The following is a 13,364-nucleotide window of genomic DNA, read 5'->3' on the forward strand; positions in this document are numbered from 1 at the left end:
CACGCCTGCTGGCTCAATCTGCCCAAGTTCCCGGTGCCAGCCCGTCCAGCGTGTACGGTCCGATGGCCGCGCGGATCAGCCGCAGCGTGGGGTGGCCCACGGCGGCGGTCATGCGGCGCACCTGGCGGTTGCGGCCTTCGCGGATGATGAGTTCGATCCAGGTGGTGGGAATGTGTTTGCGCTCGCGGATGGGTGGGGTGCGGTCCCACACTTGGGGTGCGGGCTCCAGCAGCCGTGCGCGGGCGGGCAGGGTGGGGCCGTCGTTCAGCACCACGCCGTTGCGCAGCGCGGCCAGCGCAGCCTCATCGGGGATGCCCTCCACCTGCACCCAGTAGGTCTTCTCCATCTTGAAGCGCGGGTCGGCAATGCGGGCCTGTTGCTTGCCGTCGTTGGTCAGCAGCAGCAGCCCTTCGCTGTCGGCGTCCAGCCGCCCGGCCACGTACACGCCGGGCAGGTCGATGTAGTCCTTCAGGCCCTGCCACTTGCCCTCGGGCGTGAACTGGCTCAGCACGCCGTAGGGTTTGTTGAAACGGATCAGGCGCGGGGTCATGGGGCTGGTTTCAAGCAAAAAGGGCCGGATGCGCTAGTGCAATATGCACTGGATGCTATCAATTGCATAGTAATGAAGCCCTGCACCATCAGGCCGGCACGAACAGCGCGGGGTCCACCATGGTGCGGTTCAGCATCACGCCCCAGTGCAGGTGCGGGCCGGTCACGCGGCCGGTGGCGCCCACCTTGCAGAACGCGTCGCCGGCCTGCAGCACATCGCCCACGCGCACGTCCATGCTGCTCAGATGGCAGTACATCGTCAGCAGGCCTTGGCCGTGGTCCAGCCACACCGTTCCGCCGTTGAAGAAGTAGTCGCCCACGTCAATCACCCGGCCCGGCAACGGCGCCACGATGGGCGTGCCGGTGGCGGCCGCAATGTCCATGCCGCTGTGCGGGTTGCGCGGCTGGCCGTTGAACACGCGCCGCAGCCCGAACGAGCTGGACCGTCGCCCCGGCACGGGCACCCGCATGCGCAGCGATGCCAGCGCCACACCGGCGGGTTGCTCGGTGAAGGTGGCCATCACCTGGGCCTGGTGGTCGCGCTCGCGCTCGTAGCGGGCCTGGTCCTCGGGCGACAGGTCCACCGTGCGGGGCGATACCTTGAGGTGCTGCTCCTTGTACTGCTTGGGGGCCACGCTGTAGTGCACCAGGCGCGGGCTGCCGCCGCCTTCGGGCAGCACGCTGATGAAGGCATCGCCCGGCGCCGCAGCCAGCGGTATGCCCACGATGGCCGTCCACTCGATGGCATCGCCCACCACGCGCAGCGGCACATCCACCTCGCCCTGGCGCACCTGCGCCACCGGCCGCGTGGCCGCTGGGCCCAGCGACAGCCGTGCCACGCCCCCGGGCACCTGCAGCGCCTGGGGCCACACCGTGGGTGCGGGGGGCAGAGGCTTGGCGTGCAGGGGCGCCACCAGGGCAGGCTGCGCCAGCAGGCCCGCCGTGCCGATCAAGGCGCTGCGGCGGGTGACGGAGAGGGTGGGGCGGAGGGGAGCAGGGCGGGCAGATTCAGACACGGCAGAGAAGGGCGAGAGCAAAAGACAAAGAGGCAGCACGAGGGGGGCGATGGACGGAGCGCACCGCTGTCGCGGCCGACAAGGGCCATTGTGCCCCCGGTGTTGGCGGCGTCCGCCTACATCGCGCGTGCATGGTGCCACCTACCATCGAGCCATGCCACCCGCCGCCCCTCGCCGCCGCCGCTCCACCATGCTCACTGTCTTGCTCACGGCCCTGGCCACGGGGGCCCTTGTCCTGTTGGCACTCAACTTCACGGCGGGCGAGAAAAAAGTGCAGCAGCAGCTGCCGCGCCAGTACAACACGGCCCACCCGCAGTTCGAGCGCGCCTTGGGCAGTCTGCTCGGCCCGGGCATTGTGGGGGGCAACGCGGTGACGGAGCTGATCAACGGCGACCAGATCTTTCCGCCCATGCTGGCCGCGATCAAATCCGCTCAGAAAAGCGTCACCTTCGAAACCTACATCTACTGGTCGGGCGACATTGGCAAGCAGTTTGCCGACGCCCTGAGCGAGCGCGCCCGCGCCGGCGTGCCTGTGCATGTGCTGCTGGACTGGGTGGGCAGCGCCAAGATGGAAGAGAGCTACTTGGCCGAGATGAAGGAGGCCGGGGTGCAGATTGAAAAGTTCCACAAACCCCACTGGTACAACCTGGCCCGCCTGAACAACCGCACCCACCGCAAGCTGCTGGTGGTGGACGGGCAGGTGGGCTTTACCGGCGGCGTGGGCATTGCGCCCGCGTGGACGGGCAACGCGCAAGACCCCGACCACTGGCGCGACTCGCACTACCTGGTGCGCGGCCCCGCCGTGGCGCAGATGCAGGCCACGTTTCTGGACAATTGGCTCAAGGTCACCGGCAAGGTGCTGCATGGCGAGGCGTACTTTCCGGCCATTGCACCCGCGGGTGGGCAAAAGGCGCAGATGTTCTCCAGCTCGCCATCGAGCGGTAGCGAGAGCATGCAGCTCATGTACCACCTGGCCATCACGGCAGCCGAGCGCAGCATCGACCTGTCGGTGGCCTACTTTGTGCCCGACGACCTGACCCGCAAGCTGCTGATGGATGCGCTGGCACGCGGCGTGCGCGTGCGCCTGGTCACCCCCGGCGAGCACACCGACACCGAGACCGTGAAGGCCGCATCCCGCGCCACCTGGGGCGAGCTGCTGCAGGCCGGGGCCGAGATTTATGAATACGGGCCCACCATGTATCACTGCAAGGTCATGATCGTGGACCAACTGCTGGTGTCGGTGGGCTCCACCAATTTTGACAACCGCTCGTTCCGCCTGAACGATGAGGCCAACCTGAACGTGTATGACGCCACGTTTGCGCAGCGCCAGACCCAGGTGTTTGAAGACGATATCCGGCGGTCACGCCGCGTGACCTATGAGGCCTGGCTGGAGCGGCCGTGGAGCGAAAAGCTGCACGAAAAGATGACCGGGCTGCTGCGCTCGCAGTTGTGAGGCGACTGCAGCGCCCGGTGTTTCACGGGTCAGTGCGTCACAAACTCGTACGCTACTTCTTCGCTCTCCACCATCTCCAGCACCTCGTTGAGCTCGTCTTCGTTTTCGCTGCTGCTCCACATGTCTTCGGGGTCGTTGGCAAACAGGGGTTCGATGGCCAGATCCAGAAACTTGTTGTCGGCCATCTGGATGACGGGCGTGCCTTCTGAGGTTTCGACCAGTTGCCAGTCGTCGGGTACGGTCATTTCGAGCTGGATGGTGACGTTGAGTTTTTTCATGAGGTTCCTTGTTGGGTAGGGGCGGTGGGTGGTTGGCGCCAGCCGTTGGCAGCGCCTTCAGGGCATGCAGGGTAACCCAGCAGGGGGCAATGCCTGCGCGGTGCCATCATGGGGCACGCACAGTGACACGCACATGGCACGTTGAATGCTTGGTGCTGGCGTATTCTTTGGTGGCCCCGCCTCGTCTGGTGCGCGCAGCATTGGCCGGGCGGGCCGATTCATCCCTTCTGCACCCCTTTGCCTTCTGGAGCCCTTTCCCATGATTCCCAAGAAATCACTCGCCGTGGCTGCGGCCGCCCTGTTTGCCGCCATGTCCCTCGTCTCCCAGGCCGCGCATGCCGGCCCCCGGCTCGACAAGATCATGGAGGCCAAGGTCATCCGCGTCGGCACGCCCGGCGACTACCGCCCCTTTGCCATCAAGACCGATGCGGGCTACAGCGGCCACGACATCGATGTGATTGAAACCATGGCCAAGGAGCTGGGGGTGAAGATCGAGTACGTGCAGACTTCGTGGCCCAACCTGGTGAAGGACCTGCAGGGCGACAAGTTCGACGTGGCCGTGGGCGGCATCACCCGCAACGTCAACCGCATGCGCATTTTTGACATGCTGCCCGGCTACGCCCCCTTCGGCAAAGTCGCCCTGGTGCGCGCGGCCGACAAGGCCAAGTACACCAGCGTGGACGCGATGAACCAGCCCACCGTGCGCGTCATCAAGAACCCCGGCGGCACCAACGAGACCTATGTGCTCGCCAACCTCAAGGCCGCCCAGGTCAGCACACACGACAAGAACGCCGAGATCCCCGCACTCATCGCCGAGGGCAAGGGCGACGTGATGATCACCGAGACGTACGAAGCCCTGCACTACGCCAAGGCCGACCCGCGCCTGGCCGCCGCGTTTGTGGACGCACCGCTCACGCCCAAGAACTACCTGGGCTTCATGCTGCCCACCGACGACGCCGACTATGTGCGCGTGATGGGCTTTGTGTGGGGCCTGGTGGACAGCCGGGGCACCATCAAACAAGCGGCAGACAAGTGGCTGAAGTAATTCAGCTGCAGTGACCTGAGCCGGGAGTTCTGCGCGTGTGTGTCACTCGCCCGGAATCTCCGGCTCCACCAGCAGCGCCAGTAGCTGCAGCGACTCCTGCCAGCCGAGGTAGCACATCTCGGTCGGGATCACCGCCGGGATGCCCGCCTGCACGATGGACACCTCGGTGCCCGTCATCACTTTTTTGAGCTGAATGGTGGTGCACATCTCGCCGGGCAGGTTCGGGTCGTCAAACCGGTCGGTGTGCACGATGCGCTCGCCCGGCACCAGCTCCACATACTCGCCGCCAAACGCGTGCGTGCCGCCGCTGCTCAGGTTGGTGAACTGCATGCGGTAGCTGCCGCCCACGCGCGCATCCAGGCTCAGCACCCGGCCCGTGAAGCCGTGGGGTGGCAGCCATTTGCACATGGCGTCTGCATCCAGAAACGCGCGGTAGATGCGCTCGGCCGGGGCGCGCAGCACACGGTGCAGGGTGACGGTGCCGGTGGCGGCGGTCGGGGCTGCGGAGGGGTTGGGGTTCGTCATGCAGGGTCTCCTTGCGGGAATCGGGGTGGATGGATGACAGCGTGCGCTCCAACACCATGGCGGTCAATGGCCTGGGGCGTCAACGCGTTCACACCTCTACGACGAACGGGCCGGTGCGTTTTCGACAACCGGCCCTTTGCATCACCACATTTTTTTGTGGCGCCGGCTCAGGCGGCGATGGTGCGCACCGCAAAGCGCTCGCTGCCCTGCGCCCAGGCCAGCAGCCGGTCGATGTTGGGGTGCTTGCCCGGAAAGGCGCGCGCATCCGCCACATGCTCCGCATACCACTCCAGCCCCAGGCTGGCGGCTGCAGGCGTGATCTGCCCGCCATACAGCGCCGCCAGCGCGGCATACACCACCAGCGACCCGGTCTGGCCGGGCTTGTTCTCGATGGTGGCCTGCACCTGGCCGTCCGCGCCCAGCAGTTGCAGGGCGGCGAGGTGGCTGGCGGAGGGGAGTTGCTTAAGGCGGTCTGCGAAGTTCATGGCGGTCAAATTCAAGTGAAATGAGCCGCAAGCGCTAGAAGATCATGCGCGAGCAGCTATAAAAAAGTGAGTGGTTGAATCAGCGGGGCGGAATCTTAGATGATGCGCGTGGGGCCCAGACTTAGAACAGGCGCCTCCCTTGACTAGGCGCTCACGCCTGCCACACCCCAAACCCCGCCGAGCGCAGGTCGATGCCGATCTCGATCTCCCGGTCCACCGCCTCCTCGTAGGTCATGGGGTTGAAGCCCTCGTACAGGTCCGGCAGCAGCCGCAGGCCGTACTGCGTCACAAACCGGTTGGCCTGGATGCCCGCCTTGTGCTTGTCAAACCGCACATCCGGGTCCAGCCCCGTCATGCCCACGTACACGCAGGGCTTGCCGTCGATGTAGCCGGGGTTGCATTTGCGAAAGCGCGGCTCCAGCAGCACGTCTTTGGAGAGCTCGACCACGTAGACGTGGTGGTGGGGCTTGCGGCGGCGCATGGGGGGCTGGTGGGGTGGGGCGGTGTGGGTTTGGGCTGCTTTGCGCAGTCCGTCTGGCGGGCTACTCGTCGTCCTCGTCCGCCAGCCCGTCGTCCCGCAGGCGCCGGTCCAGCTTGCCGCGCAGCGCATCGGCGTCTTGCAGGAACTGGTCCACCGGCACCGCAGGGGCCACGCGCAGGGCGGGCGGGAACAGGCTGCTCATGTACAGCTCGCTGCCCAGCCGCATGCGGTTGAGCCACTGCGCACCCAGCCACGACGGCACGCCCAGCAGCACCACGGCCGCCATGGCCCAGGCCAGGCCCACGCGGCGGCGGGGCAACACGGTAGCCAGGTGCGCGTACAGCGCGCCGGCCAGCACCAGCACCATCAGCACCGGGGCAAACCGCGACAGCGACTCTAGCGAGAACGCGAAGGCCGTCAGGTAGCTCAGCAGTTGCACCGCGTCGGCCACCAGCACGGCGGCGCACGCAATGCGCACGTGGCGCCAGAACTGCAGCTGGCTGCCAAACAGCTTGTTGGCCACAGCCCATGCGCCCGACCACAAGGTCACTACCGCCAGCGTGGTCAGCAGCAACAGGGGCACCGCCTTCAGGTATTGCGCGGCGTCGCGGGCCTCTAGCCACGACTCTCCCAGCCCGGCCAGCAGCACCAGCACCGCCAGCACTGCAGTGGTGCCCACAGTGCGCCACGGAAACTGCGGCAGCGCCTGCTCCTCGGCAATGGGCGCATCGGCCAGGCGCAGGTTGATGTGGGTGTGGCCCAGGTCGATGGGCGTGCCATCGGGCCAGTCAAAGCGTTCGCCCTGGGCATGCTGCTTGCGCTGCAGGCGTGCGCCGTTGCGTGTCTCCAGCACCTCCACCTGCACGGTGCGGGGCTCGTCCACCGCGCGGTCAATGCGCACGTGCCGGGGCGCCACAAACGGGTCGTCCAGCACCAGGTCGCAGTCCAGCGCGCGGCCCACCGTCACGGGCCAGCGGGTGATGGGCGCACGCGCCAGCAGCGCGCCGTGGCGGTCAAAGGCCTCGATCAGCCCCAGGGTGGTGGTGGTCGGCATCGCGCTCATGGTGCGGCCTCCCAGCGGAAGGCCTTGAGGTAGTGGCTGGCCAGCTTCATGCCGTTGTCAAACGCAATGCCCTGCACATCCAGGCGGCCCAGCACGCCCTGCGTGGGCTGGTTGACCGAGATGGCCAGCACCGTCATGTTGTACAGGCCGGTCAGCTTGCGGTAGGCCGACAGGCACACCACCGCGCGCAGCGGCACGCTGCCGGGGTCCACAAACCGCTCGGTGCACTCGGCCGCCGTCTGGTGGCGGTTGCCGCGTGTGGGCAGGCGCTCGTTGGCAAAACTTTGCGAGTACATGCGGGCAAACCGGGCGGCGCCCAGCGTGGGCGCGTTGTAGGCCTCGTAAGACAAGCGCACCGCGCCGGTGCTGAAGTCGCCCGCCACCACATCGCTGTCGGCCTGGCATTGCGTGCGTTCCAGGTTGAGGCCCGGAAAGGCCGGGTCACGCCCCGATCCCCAGCACCGCGCCAGCGCGTCGTCGGGCACCGGCAGGCGGTAGTTGCCGTGGCGCTGCTCACGAAACGGCGCTTTCAAGAACCGGTCTGTCAGCAGTTGCTGGTGCTCCATCAGCTGCCGCGTCATCTCGGCGTGCGCGGCCTGCGTGATGGGCTGGGCATTGGCTGCGCGCTGCACCAGCGCCTGCGCAAACTCGGCCGGTATCAAGAAGCTCACCTGCTCACCATCGAGCCGCTTGGCCACGTTGACGCCCAGCACCCGGCCCGCGTCGTCCACGGCGGGGCCGCCGCTCATGCCGGGGTTGAGCGCGCCGCCAAAAAAGATGCGCGGGTAAAAGCTGCGCTTGACCAGGCCGTTGTAGGTGCCCTCGGTCACGGCAAAGCCGATGTCCAGCGGGTTGCCCAGCGAGTAGATGCGCTCGCCCTGCGCCAGTGGGTCGGTGGTGGGGCGAAAGCTCAGCACCGGCGCTGCCGCCGTGCGCCCCTTGGCGCGCAGCACGGCCAGGTCGCGCTGCACGTCAAACGCCAGCAACTCCACCTCGCCCTCTTGCCCCTCCATCGTCACGTACACGCCCCGGTAGCGCTCGGGCTCCAGCGCCAACTGGCTGGCCACGTGAAAGTTGGTGACGATCAGCCCATCGGCCGACACAAAAAAGCCCGAGCCAATCGACGCCTGAGTGTTGGCGTTGCGCAGCAGCGTGCGGATCTGCACCAGCTTGTCGCGCGACAGCTCGTAAATGCGCCGCGCGTCGCGCGAGAGCAGGGCCGCATCGGCGGCGGTGGGTGCGGCGGTTGTAGCGCCCCCCGGTGTGGGTGCTGAGCCATCCACAGCGGCACTGCCCACCGGGCGCGTGGCCGGGGCGTTGGCAGCAGCGGGTGGAGGGGCGGGCTGTGCGTGCGCCAGCGCACACAGCAGCAAAAGCAGCGACGAGGTCGCCAGCCGCAAGGGCCGAATCGAAGGGAAGGGCATCGCGGTATTCTATGAACGCCGTGCGACAAGCCTTAGAACGTGTTTACGATCTTTTCGGGGCCGCGTTGGGGCGCAATCGGGATGAGTGGATGCTTCGGATGCGCCGCATGGGCTCGTGCCCATGCAAGCAGTCGAGGCGTCCAATCGCCCGATTTCGCCCCAACCCTTCGGGCAAGTGCCTTGCCGGGCGGTATGCGGCGTTGCGGCGCTTGTGGATAGCCGGGCTATCCACGGCGCACCGCGCCTTGCATCCCATCCCGGCAAGGTACTTGCGCGGCCCCGAAAAGATCGTAAACACGTTCTTAGAGCGGCTAACAAAACTCTTCTGGCGTCGTTGCTGTGTCTTGTCGTACTGCGCGTACTGCCTGCGACACAGCGCCTGGCCAGAACCGCTTCGCTGAGTTTTGTTAGCCGCTCTTATTGGCGTTGTCCTTTCCGTCGGCCCCGTTTTGCCGCCGGGCCCACCATTCACCTGCCACTCCATTCCAAGCACCCATGCAACCCACCTCCACCTATCCCATCGGCACACCCGGCCAAGCCTGGGGCGCAGCAGAACGCGACCAGTGGCGCGCACGCCAGGTGCGCCAGCGCAGCTACGCCGACGACGTGCTCACGGCCATCGAGGCGCTGCGGGGCCGGTTGGATGTGGAGATGTATGGCGACGTGATTTATGCCGATACCCAGCACCCGGCAGAGCGCTTTCCCTTGCGGGCCCTGCGCAGCCGCAACTGGCAGTCCGGCCTGCCCAGCGTGCTGGTCACCGGCGGGGTGCACGGCTACGAGACCAGCGGCGTGCACGGCGCGCTGCGGTTTGTTGACATGCAGGCCGAGCGCTTTGCCGGCCGCGCCAACCTGCTGGTGGTGCCCTGCGTCAGCCCCTGGGCGTATGAGCGCGTTCAGCGCTGGAACTTCGACGCCATCGACCCCAACCGGTCATTCCGCGACGGCTCGCCCGCGCAGGAGTCCGCCGCCCTCATGCGCTTGGTGGCGCAGCACCAGGCGCAGTACGGCCCGTTTGCTGCCCACATCGACCTGCACGAAACCACCAACACCGACGAATCCGAATACCGCCCCGCCGTGGCCGCACGCGACGGCAAGGTGTTTGAGCCCGGCAGCATCCCCGACGGCTTTTACCTGGTGGACGACGCCGACAACCCGCAGCCCGCGTTTCAGCAAGCCATCATCGACGCCGTCAGCCGCGTGACGCACATTGCGCCAGCGGACGAGAAGAACGAAATCATCGGCTCGCCCGTGGTGGCGCCGGGCGTCATCCACTACCCGATGAAGCAGTGGGGCCTGTGCGCGGGCATCAGCGGCGCGCGCTACACCACCACGACGGAGGTCTACCCCGACAGCCCCCGCGCCACGCCTGAGCAGTGCATTGCGGCGCAGGTGGCGGCGGTGTGTGCGGCGGTGGAGTTTGTGCTGGCCGACGCCCAACACTGAGGGTTATGGCCCCCAGCGGCACGGCTTCATATTTTTCTGGTGCTTTCTTGGCGCTCGTTACCCAGCGCTTCCCAACGCGCCCAGCAGCCGGGCACTCACCTCGGCCTCATCCAGCGCCGCGAACGCCATGTTGTGCTGCTCCGTCAGCGGCCCATGGCCCGGCTCCATGCGGCCTGCGGCGTCGTAGCCCATGGCCTTGAACTTCCAGACCCCGCCGACCAGCTTGAGCGAGCCTACATGCGCGCCATCGGCTGTGTGCACGGACACCACGGCGGCGTTGATGGGCAATAGCTGCAATGGCCCTGCCAGCGGGCCTGGCGGTATGTGGGCGAAGGTGGGGTGTTTCAATCCTGCTCGTCCAGCAGAGTCTGTACCGCGCGCAGCAAGGCGGGCAGCGCCGTTTGGGTGATGTTCCACACGGTACCCACGTTCACCGTGGCGTAGCCGTGGATGAGCTGGTTGCGAAACGCCACGATCTGCGCCAGGTCAGGAATGCGGGCGGCCATGGCCGCATCCAGCTTGGACAGTTGGTTGAGTGCTTCGCCAATGATTTCAAACTTGCGCTCTACCGCCGCCTGGGCCATGGCGTTGGAGCCATAGGCTGCTGCATCCATGCCCTTGGTAAAAGACTCAATGGCGGCAGCCGCCTCGCGCACATCCCACAAAAAGGCGCGCGGGTCACGCTGCATACACAGCCTCGCGGTGGCGGTTGATGTTGGCTAGCACGTACGGGTTGCGCACAGCGCCGGGTTCCACCAGGTCCACGCCCCGGCCGAGCAGGGCTTCCAGATCGGCTTTGGCTCCAAAAATGGAGTGGAGCCCGGGTTCAACACCCGGAGCAAACTCCACCAGAAAGTCGGCGTCGCTGTGGGCGGGGTCAAAGTCACTGGCCCGTGCCGCCGAGCCAAACACCTCCAGCCGCCGAATGCCGTAGCGCTGGCAGATAGCGGCAATGCCGGTGCGGTATTGGGCGATGGCGGGATGCATGGGCGCAGTTTAATCGAGCACCTCATTGACCACCATATTGGCCTGTAGCGCTTGTTTGATAAGCGGGAAGTGCTATGAAGAATATAGCGAATTAGTGCGATGCCTAAAACGATGACCCCGGTTCGCTCAAAAACGCCAGCTCTTCGGCCGTGGATGTGCGGCCCAGCAGCGCGTTCCGGTGCGGGTAGCGCCCAAAGCGGTCGATGATGGCCTTGTGCCGGCGCTCAAAGTCCAGGTTGTTTTCCATGCCCGGCTGCGCAAACAGGTCAAGCGCTTGTTCATGAATCACGGCAGATTCGCTGTGCATGTACGGCATGTAGGCAAACACGCGCTGTGCCGTGGGCAGGCTGCGGTCTTGCCCGCTGGCCACCAGCTCTTGCGCCAGGGCCAGGGCCAGCGCGTCTTGCGCAAAGGCGCGGGCGGTGTCGCGGTACACATTGCGCGAGAACTGGTCCAGCACCAGGATTTCTGCCAGCCGGCCCTCGGGCGTTGCGCGCCAGCGAAACAGTTCGCAGCGGGCTGCGGCCTCCAGCGAGGGGCCGAAGCGGGTGCGGATGGATTCGTCGAGGGCAGCGTCTTTGACGAAGTGCTGCTGGGGAGTGAGTTCAGTGAACCAGAAGTGGAGGACGTTTTCAGGCTGCATCGCACAAGGATATCCGCCGCCTAATGCTGAGGTTTGCCGGTGGGCTCCAAACGAGCTGCCCGTGTTCGCCGCTTGACGCGTTTGTCCCAAGATGTGACCCCGTGTCGCCGCGGGTCAGTTCAAGGCCAAATCCTGCGGCCACAGAAAGTAAGGGCCAAAGCGGGACTTAGCGACAAACTCCACACCAGCCTGCTCACCCTTGGCAGTGAGCGCGTGTTTGTCCCCTTGCTGCGAGAGATAGCCCAGGTCGGTGGCCCGGTCCAGCAGTTGTGCCGTTTTAAGTCCGAACTTCTGAGCCAACTTGGACGATGGCAGCTTGTCGCCACTGGATGTTTCGCTGTCGGTGCCAGAGGCTTCCGAAGCGGGCGTTGCCGCAGGTTCTGGATCGCTGCAGGCGACGCGCTCCAGAGAAATGCGCACCTCGTCGCTGATACGAATGATGCGCTGCGCCTCTTCATAAGCGTCTTTATAGAGCTGCCCGTCGTCGCTGCGATGAATCAAGATGCCCATCTCGTTGTTGTTCACCTGGCTGAATTCGTACAGATTCAGGCTGGTGATGATGCACATCTCCTCATTCATGTAGCACTTGGCATGCAAGTTCTTGCAGAAGCTGGTGCGAATGTAGGTCAGACCGCGCAGCCATTCGATCTCTTGTGGCTGCAACTCACTTTTCCCGTAGACGATGCGTACATCGATTTTCAGACGGTTTTTATCGGCCAGCAGTTCCTTCATCCGATCGTTCAGCTTGAGGAAGGGGCTGATCAGAATCAGGCGATCTGACGCACTCTTGATGAGTTCCTCAAGGTGGTAGTTGGTGCCGGTTGTCGAAAGAAACTTTGCCATTGATGTTTATCTCCTTTGAAAAAGAGCGCTCATGGTTTGTTGATTGTGGCTAAACCAATAATCAACGAAGGCAAAAGGCAAGACCTGACCCTGCTGTCCTCATGAATGAGCTAGTCAAAAGGCAAGACCTGACCCATCTCGTGTACGGACGGAAGCTGATATTTAGGCTAGACCCCAATGTATTGGACGCCAATAAGCAACAGCTAGCTACTTATCTCTTTCTACTGTTCTTTCGAACTAGCTGTTCATTGGCATATACCCTAATGTATTCATCCAGTAGTTTTGATAGTTGCATGTCGGCAAAATCGTGTTTCTGAGGGCTTCTTAGTTTGCTCAGTGCTGCATTTAACCAATTAGCAGTCAATTTAACGATCATGTGGCCTGATTCGCTTCTATAGAATTCCCTGAATGCCGAACTTTCAGTGTGATCTAGCTCAATATTTTTCGAGCGACATATGATGAATGCAAGTTTTCCATACTCCCTGCCCAGGTAGCCGTGAACTTGCCGAAATTCATTTATTGACAAAGATTCGTAATTTTTGACTTCGAATATAATTTGCCGAGATTTATAGTCTTCAACAATTCGGCGCCATACTGAACTAGTTCCCAAATTTGTGCCGACGACGTCGCGTCTCTGCGAAGCGTTGCGATTGGGGTGTAATTCCACGTTGCTGATTTGCGTGGAGAAGCAGAAATTTATTGCATCTCTACACCATTCTTCAAAACGAGTTGCTCCATCAGTGCCTAGTGGAATTGTGTTCAACGCGGAAATTGTTCGGCCGAGTATTTGTGAGCGCTGATCTGCATCGGCTGAATATATGGTTACTTCATACTCGTCGAATATTTCTTCTGCGAAATTTTCGTCATCGCCAATATCATTTTTTCCAAGTGCAGACCAATAGCATGGATGTATGATTAGCTCTGAATCTTGGGTTATTGTTTTTGATGGTTGTCTGCCATCGTGGCAAAAAACAAATGTTCTGCTCAGGTCGTTTCTAACGCCCAAAAAACCGATGCTGTAAAGTGCAAAAACTCCACCAAGATCTTGCGATAGTATTGTGAGGTGCTGTCGCTCTTCATTGCTCAAATCATCGGTTTTTAATGCCGCGTGGAAGTAATTTTGGAC

Annotated in this window: 17 protein-coding genes; 3 read left to right on the forward strand and 14 right to left on the reverse strand. The window is 63.7% G+C overall.

The features are described from left to right. Positions 1-13 precede the first annotated feature (13 nt). Positions 14-550 carry a pseudouridine synthase gene (locus tag DNK89_RS16655; RefSeq protein WP_110961028.1) on the reverse strand — a complete coding sequence of 179 codons (537 nt, stop codon included), beginning with the start codon at positions 548-550 and terminating at the stop codon, positions 14-16. A gap of 88 nt (positions 551-638) precedes the next feature. After that, on the reverse strand, positions 639-1,565 hold the full coding sequence (locus DNK89_RS16660; RefSeq protein WP_110961311.1) for a M23 family metallopeptidase: 927 nt from the start codon (positions 1,563-1,565) through the stop codon (positions 639-641). Between the two features lie 190 nt (positions 1,566-1,755). On the opposite strand from DNK89_RS16660, the gene DNK89_RS16665 reads away from it, so the two are divergent. Further along, complete coding sequence (locus DNK89_RS16665) at positions 1,756-3,018, forward strand: phosphatidylserine/phosphatidylglycerophosphate/cardiolipin synthase family protein (RefSeq protein WP_110961029.1); 1,263 nt, start codon at positions 1,756-1,758, stop codon at positions 3,016-3,018. 29 nt (positions 3,019-3,047) lie between these two features. Here DNK89_RS16665 and DNK89_RS16670 read toward each other — a convergent pair whose 3' ends face one another. Beyond that, the gene (locus DNK89_RS16670; protein ID WP_015014994.1) at positions 3,048-3,296 is read right to left on the reverse strand and encodes a hypothetical protein; all 249 of its coding nucleotides are present in this window, start codon (positions 3,294-3,296) and stop codon (positions 3,048-3,050) included. Positions 3,297-3,555: 259 nt separating this feature from the next. Here DNK89_RS16670 and DNK89_RS16675 point away from each other — a divergent pair, with 259 nt between their 5' ends. After that, on the forward strand, positions 3,556-4,341 hold the full coding sequence (locus DNK89_RS16675; RefSeq protein WP_203422325.1) for a transporter substrate-binding domain-containing protein: 786 nt from the start codon (positions 3,556-3,558) through the stop codon (positions 4,339-4,341). A gap of 42 nt (positions 4,342-4,383) precedes the next feature. Here DNK89_RS16675 and DNK89_RS16680 read toward each other — a convergent pair whose 3' ends face one another. From DNK89_RS16680 to DNK89_RS16700, 5 genes are all read right to left on the reverse strand, one after another. Continuing rightward, positions 4,384-4,866 carry an SRPBCC family protein gene (locus DNK89_RS16680; protein ID WP_110961030.1) on the reverse strand — a complete coding sequence of 161 codons (483 nt, stop codon included), beginning with the start codon at positions 4,864-4,866 and terminating at the stop codon, positions 4,384-4,386. Positions 4,867-5,033: 167 nt separating this feature from the next. Next, positions 5,034-5,351: a DUF2322 family protein gene (locus DNK89_RS16685; RefSeq protein WP_015014991.1), complete on the reverse strand. Its 318-nt coding sequence runs from the start codon at positions 5,349-5,351 to the stop codon at positions 5,034-5,036. Between the two features lie 151 nt (positions 5,352-5,502). Further along, positions 5,503-5,832, reverse strand: a complete 330-nt coding sequence (locus DNK89_RS16690) for a hypothetical protein (protein WP_015014990.1) — start codon at positions 5,830-5,832, stop codon at positions 5,503-5,505. 61 nt (positions 5,833-5,893) lie between these two features. Then, positions 5,894-6,895, reverse strand: coding sequence for an FHA domain-containing protein (locus tag DNK89_RS16695; RefSeq protein ID WP_110961031.1), 1,002 nt, complete (start codon positions 6,893-6,895; stop codon positions 5,894-5,896). Beyond that, positions 6,892-8,319, reverse strand: a complete 1,428-nt coding sequence (locus DNK89_RS16700) for a serine protease (protein ID WP_110961032.1) — start codon at positions 8,317-8,319, stop codon at positions 6,892-6,894. Before DNK89_RS16700 ends, DNK89_RS16695 begins: the two co-directional genes overlap by 4 nt. Before the next feature lie 495 nt (positions 8,320-8,814). Here DNK89_RS16700 and DNK89_RS16710 point away from each other — a divergent pair, with 495 nt between their 5' ends. Beyond that, entirely contained in the window at positions 8,815-9,765 is a 951-nt protein-coding gene (locus DNK89_RS16710; RefSeq protein WP_110961033.1) for a M14 family metallocarboxypeptidase, read from the forward strand. 57 nt (positions 9,766-9,822) lie between these two features. Here DNK89_RS16710 and DNK89_RS16715 read toward each other — a convergent pair whose 3' ends face one another. The 6 genes from DNK89_RS16715 to DNK89_RS24290 all read right to left on the reverse strand — a co-directional run bounded on the left by DNK89_RS16715 (position 9,823) and on the right by DNK89_RS24290 (position 13,325). Beyond that, positions 9,823-10,113, reverse strand: coding sequence for a hypothetical protein (locus tag DNK89_RS16715; RefSeq protein WP_110961034.1), 291 nt, complete (start codon positions 10,111-10,113; stop codon positions 9,823-9,825). Continuing rightward, the gene (locus DNK89_RS16720) at positions 10,110-10,454 is read right to left on the reverse strand and encodes a DUF86 domain-containing protein (RefSeq protein WP_110961035.1); all 345 of its coding nucleotides are present in this window, start codon (positions 10,452-10,454) and stop codon (positions 10,110-10,112) included. Before DNK89_RS16720 ends, DNK89_RS16715 begins: the two co-directional genes overlap by 4 nt. Continuing rightward, the gene (locus DNK89_RS16725; protein ID WP_110961036.1) at positions 10,444-10,752 is read right to left on the reverse strand and encodes a nucleotidyltransferase family protein; all 309 of its coding nucleotides are present in this window, start codon (positions 10,750-10,752) and stop codon (positions 10,444-10,446) included. The genes DNK89_RS16720 and DNK89_RS16725 overlap by 11 nt, the downstream gene beginning before the upstream one ends. Before the next feature lie 103 nt (positions 10,753-10,855). Next, entirely contained in the window at positions 10,856-11,395 is a 540-nt protein-coding gene (locus DNK89_RS16730; RefSeq protein ID WP_110961037.1) for a DUF924 family protein, read from the reverse strand. A gap of 114 nt (positions 11,396-11,509) precedes the next feature. Beyond that, positions 11,510-12,238, reverse strand: a complete 729-nt coding sequence (locus DNK89_RS16735) for a phospholipase D family protein (protein ID WP_110961038.1) — start codon at positions 12,236-12,238, stop codon at positions 11,510-11,512. Between the two features lie 211 nt (positions 12,239-12,449). Then, a complete protein-coding gene (locus tag DNK89_RS24290) occupies positions 12,450-13,325 on the reverse strand; it encodes a hypothetical protein (protein ID WP_153064292.1) in 876 nt (291 codons plus the stop codon). Between the last annotated feature and the right edge of the window lie 39 nt (positions 13,326-13,364).

Source organism: Acidovorax sp. ST3 (assembly GCF_003231145.1).
GTDB lineage: Bacteria > Pseudomonadota > Gammaproteobacteria > Burkholderiales > Burkholderiaceae_C > Acidovorax.

Excerpts from the sequence above, each read along its gene's own strand:
- DNK89_RS16655 (WP_110961028.1), bottom strand. The coding sequence starts at position 550 with ATGACCCCGCGCCTGATCCGTTTCAACAAACCCTACGGCGTGCTGAGC.
- DNK89_RS16665 (WP_110961029.1), top strand. The coding sequence starts at position 1,756 with ATGCTCACTGTCTTGCTCACGGCCCTGGCCACGGGGGCCCTTGTCCTG.
- DNK89_RS16670 (WP_015014994.1), bottom strand. The coding sequence starts at position 3,296 with ATGAAAAAACTCAACGTCACCATCCAGCTCGAAATGACCGTACCCGAC.
- DNK89_RS16675 (WP_203422325.1), top strand. The coding sequence starts at position 3,556 with ATGATTCCCAAGAAATCACTCGCCGTGGCTGCGGCCGCCCTGTTTGCC.
- DNK89_RS16680 (WP_110961030.1), bottom strand. The coding sequence starts at position 4,866 with ATGACGAACCCCAACCCCTCCGCAGCCCCGACCGCCGCCACCGGCACC.
- DNK89_RS16685 (WP_015014991.1), bottom strand. The coding sequence starts at position 5,351 with ATGAACTTCGCAGACCGCCTTAAGCAACTCCCCTCCGCCAGCCACCTC.
- DNK89_RS16690 (WP_015014990.1), bottom strand. The coding sequence starts at position 5,832 with ATGCGCCGCCGCAAGCCCCACCACCACGTCTACGTGGTCGAGCTCTCC.
- DNK89_RS16695 (WP_110961031.1), bottom strand. The coding sequence starts at position 6,895 with ATGAGCGCGATGCCGACCACCACCACCCTGGGGCTGATCGAGGCCTTT.
- DNK89_RS16700 (WP_110961032.1), bottom strand. The coding sequence starts at position 8,319 with ATGCCCTTCCCTTCGATTCGGCCCTTGCGGCTGGCGACCTCGTCGCTG.
- DNK89_RS16710 (WP_110961033.1), top strand. The coding sequence starts at position 8,815 with ATGCAACCCACCTCCACCTATCCCATCGGCACACCCGGCCAAGCCTGG.
- DNK89_RS16720 (WP_110961035.1), bottom strand. The coding sequence starts at position 10,454 with ATGCAGCGTGACCCGCGCGCCTTTTTGTGGGATGTGCGCGAGGCGGCT.
- DNK89_RS16725 (WP_110961036.1), bottom strand. The coding sequence starts at position 10,752 with ATGCATCCCGCCATCGCCCAATACCGCACCGGCATTGCCGCTATCTGC.
- DNK89_RS16730 (WP_110961037.1), bottom strand. The coding sequence starts at position 11,395 with ATGCAGCCTGAAAACGTCCTCCACTTCTGGTTCACTGAACTCACTCCC.
- DNK89_RS16735 (WP_110961038.1), bottom strand. The coding sequence starts at position 12,238 with ATGGCAAAGTTTCTTTCGACAACCGGCACCAACTACCACCTTGAGGAA.